5 protein-coding genes and 1 pseudogene are annotated in these 4,070 nt (G+C 32.5%); all 6 read right to left on the bottom strand.

Annotated features, from left to right (window positions below):
• A partial coding sequence (locus WBG30_RS12750) for an L-ribulose-5-phosphate 3-epimerase (protein ID WP_424505044.1) occupies nt 1-527 on the bottom strand: 527 nt, incomplete at its 3' end.
• A gap of 2 nt (nt 528-529) precedes the next feature.
• On the bottom strand, nt 530-1,168 hold the full coding sequence (locus WBG30_RS12745) for a 3-keto-L-gulonate-6-phosphate decarboxylase UlaD (protein WP_424505043.1): 639 nt from the start codon (nt 1,166-1,168) through the stop codon (nt 530-532).
• A 79-nt stretch (nt 1,169-1,247) separates the two neighbouring features.
• On the bottom strand, nt 1,248-1,694 hold the full coding sequence (locus WBG30_RS12740) for a PTS sugar transporter subunit IIA (protein ID WP_424505042.1): 447 nt from the start codon (nt 1,692-1,694) through the stop codon (nt 1,248-1,250).
• 21 nt (nt 1,695-1,715) lie between these two features.
• Nucleotides 1,716-1,994: a PTS sugar transporter subunit IIB gene (locus WBG30_RS12735; RefSeq protein ID WP_424505041.1), complete on the bottom strand. Its 279-nt coding sequence runs from the start codon at nt 1,992-1,994 to the stop codon at nt 1,716-1,718.
• Between the two features lie 94 nt (nt 1,995-2,088).
• Nucleotides 2,089-3,546 carry a PTS ascorbate transporter subunit IIC gene (locus WBG30_RS12730; protein ID WP_424505040.1) on the bottom strand — a complete coding sequence of 486 codons (1,458 nt, stop codon included), beginning with the start codon at nt 3,544-3,546 and terminating at the stop codon, nt 2,089-2,091.
• Nucleotides 3,547-3,601: 55 nt separating this feature from the next.
• A pseudogene (locus tag WBG30_RS12725) lies at nt 3,602-4,070 on the bottom strand (L-ascorbate 6-phosphate lactonase); the annotation flags it as partial.

The raw sequence follows: 4,070 nt of genomic DNA, 5'->3' as shown, positions 1-4,070 counted from the left end.
AGTATCTTAGAAAATTCAAGATATTTTGTAATTGAATTCATAAAAGGGTGGTCCATTATTTCTATAGATAACATCACTTGAGCTTGTTCAGCCCACTTCAACGATTGTTTCATTCCATCTATATAAAGTTCTCTTGTTTTTTCATTTCCAGTTTCATAATAAACATCATAGCCTGCCATTTGAATATTTCTTATACCAAGATCAGCAGCCAGTTCTATTGCTTTTTTCATTAATTCCAATGATTTTTTTCTAGTTTCTTTATTTTCACTTCCTAAAGGAAATCTTCTATGTCCGCTAAAACACATTGAAGGTACTCTGATTCCGGTCTCGAGTACTGCTCTAGTAAACTCGATTCTTTCTTCAATAGTCCATTCTAATCTTGCTAGTCTTTCATCTGTTTCATCTACTGAAATCTCTACAAATTTATAACCTGCATCTTTAGCCATTTCCAATCTTTTTCTCCATGATATATTTTTAGGAAGAGCTTTTTCGTATATCCCCAATTCAAGATCTGTTAACTTATACATATTTACCCCCAGATTCTAGCTATTTCTTCCTTCCACGCTCTAGCTTCTACTCCAGGATCAACAGCATCTCTTAGTGATCTTCCTGCTATAAAACAATGAACAGCTACACCTTTAAATAATTTTAAAATATCTTTGTCTAATCCTCCAGTTACTGAAACTTTAAATCCCATCTCAATTAACTTCGTTACTTTATCAAGATCTTTAGCTCCCCAAGTTTCTCCTGCAAGAAGTGCATCTCTACTTTGATGATAAACTACTTGAGTTAGTCCTGCATCTTTCCAATTTTGAGCATGTTCATATGTCCAGTCACCATATAATTCTACCTGTAGGTCATCTACTTCTTTAAGAGCTGCCTTCATTGTAGGAATAGTTGCAGAACAAATTACCGTCATCCAGTTTGCTCCAGCTTCATAACAATTTTTGGCTACTGTGCCTCCAGCATCTGCACATTTAGTATCTGCTAATATAGTTTTATCTGGGAAAAGAGCTCTAAGGCATCTAACTGCTCCCATTCCTTCTTGAAGACAGAGTATTGTCCCTGCTTCTATTACATCTACGTCATCTCCTAATGCTAAAGCTGATTTTAAAGCATCAGGTAAATTATTGTTGTCTAAAGCTACTTGTAGTAAAGGCATATTCATTTATATCATCTCCTGTATCGTTATATTAATAAAAAATTCTAACTCGTTAACACTTTGCTAACACACTGGGTAAAAAAAATTACCCTACTATTTCTAAAACTTCTTCTATCGTTTTAGCTGCAATTAACTTATCCATATTTTCTTCATCATCTAAAAGATCTACAATTTGAGGTATTGCTATCGCTGCATGAGCATCAGAGCTTGTTGCAGCCAGTGTAAATAATATTTGAGCGTATTCATGATCTTCAATCCCAAATTTAACTGGATTTTTTAAGATTGTTATTCCAAAACAATCTTTTATAACACCAGATTCAGGTCTTGAATGAGGCATTGCTATTCCAGGAATCAACATATAATAAGGTCCTAATTCTTTAGTACTTTTTAATATTTCATCATAGTATCTAGGTTCTATTGCTCCAGATTTAACCAATACATCCGTTCCTAATTTAACTGCTTCTTCCCATGTTTTTGCTTCTTGATTTATTAAAATAGAATTATTTTCTATAAGCGAATCTCTTAAAGTCATTTTCTCCTCCACAGTTATATTTTATTTTAAAGCTTCCAATAATCTAGCTTCCATTTCTTTAGCATCCATTATATTTTTTAAAGCTACTAAAGTTGTTGAAGGTCTTGATTTTAATTGACTAATAAGATGAGTTGAAGCAATTACTATATCATAATTATTTACTATCGATTTAGCTTGCCCTACACTACAGTTTTCTGCTTGGCACTCTATTTTATGTGAATCTAATATTTTTTTTGCTTTTATTTTCATCATTGTACTTGTTCCCATTCCATTTCCACACACTGCTAATAATTTAATCATTATTATTTCCCCCATTTATTAAATTTATAATTATCTAGAGCTAGCCTTTTTAATATTTAAAAGGCTAGCTCTAATTTTATTTTTTTTAAATTCTTTAAGCGTATTCGGCTTCTATTTCCTCATCTGACATAGGTTCATTATCAAAATAGTGTTCTGGAGATTTTGCCTTCTTAAATTGAATTAGTGGAATTGCTAACATACCTACTATTGCAATTATATATCCAACCATACCTAAGTTATTCATAAGGAATCCTTGTGCTAACCACACTGAACTTTGGTCAATATTTCCATGCCATCCTCCAAAACCTTGTAACTTGAATAGTGCTACAGCTACCGCTCCTCCAAGTACTTGAAGTATTCCCGATATGAAAGGTACTATTGCTGCTGCTTTCGCTCCACCTCTTTTTTCTGCAAATATAGCTAAAGTTGCATTATCAAAGAATACTGGTACAAATCCTGTTATAATTAATATAGGAGATTTAAATACAAGTAATCCTGCAATTGCTAGAAATTGACCTAATGCTCCAAATATAAATCCAAATAATACTGCATTTGGAGAACCAAATCCATAAACTGCTGCACAGTCTACTGCTGGTAATACTCCAGGAAGTATTTTATTAGATATACCTTGGAATGATTCAGTTAACTCCCCAACGAACATTCTTACACCTGTCATTAATATTGCTAAATATACTGCAAACGATAGCGACTTTGAAATTATATAAGTTGGAAACGCTAATTTCGAAGAAAATTTAGGATCTAATTCTCTCATATATTCAGGTCCTAGTATAAGCATTATTACCCCGAAAAAGACTAACATAAGTGTCCCTGTCGCAACTATATTGTCATGAAATATCGATAACCAATCAGGTAATTTTAAATCATCTAATTTCTTTTTAGGATCCCCTAATTTCCCTGCAACTTTATCTGTAGCCCATATTGCAAACATTTGTTGATGCCCTATTACGAATCCTGCATTTTCTGTAACTCTTTGAGTCGGTCTTACTATTAAATTTGTTGCGACAGCCCAATAAACTCCCACAAATACTCCTACCATAACTGCACCAGTTAAGTTTCTATATTGTGGAAAAGCCATAAATACTATCCAAGTAGCAGTGGTAGCTTGTTGTACCATTATATGTCCTGTTATAAAAAGTGTTCTACATTTAGTTATCTTTCTAGCCATAACTAATAATATATTTAAAGTAAAACCTATCAGTAATGCAATCATAGTCCAAGAAGTAGATAACCCTATACTCTCTAGTGCTTTGTTTACAGCATTTAATCCAAAATACGGATCTATTACTGCTGCATTAAGTCCAAATCTACCATCCAACCCTGCTAATATTGGTCTGAATGTTACTACTAATCCACCGGCCCCTACACCTAGAATCATGTACCCTACTGTAGCTTTTATGAAACCAGAAAAAGCTTCATGTATTGGTCTGCTCAACAACATGTAACCTACGAATACTAAAATACCAATAAAAAATTCTGGTTTAGTCAGAATATTATTTACAAACCCTTCTAATATAACACTTATAAAATCCATTATCTTCCCCCTTTTAATAAAACAAAATAAAATTATATAATTTTCTATTTAACCACTATAATAGTGATTTAAATGGTAAGTCTGGTTCTATTGCAAATGCATCATGGAATCCTCTATCATACATATATTCAATTCTATCTTTATCTAATGGCCAAGTAAATTTTCCTCCTACTTGCCAAATAAATGGTTTAAATTGATATTGTAATCTATTTTTTCTCATTTCCCATAAAGTCAATATTTCTTTAGGATCTGCCATAAAATTAGTCCATATATCATGATGAAAAGGTATAATTACTTTTGTATTTAGAGATTCTGCCATTCTTAGCATATCTGAGGCATTAATCTTATCTGTCATCCCTCTAGGGTTTTCTCCAAATGATCCAAGTGCTACATCTATTTTATGATCATTACCATGTTTAGCAAAATAGTTTGAGTAATGAGAATCTCCACTATGATAAACACTTCCACCAGGTGTTTTTATTAAATAATTAACTGCTAACTTATCCATATCTCTTACTGGGCTA

The organism is Psychrilyobacter sp. (assembly GCF_049671765.1).
Lineage (GTDB): Bacteria > Fusobacteriota > Fusobacteriia > Fusobacteriales > Fusobacteriaceae > Psychrilyobacter.
This window is presented reverse-complemented; position numbering and strand designations above follow the sequence as displayed.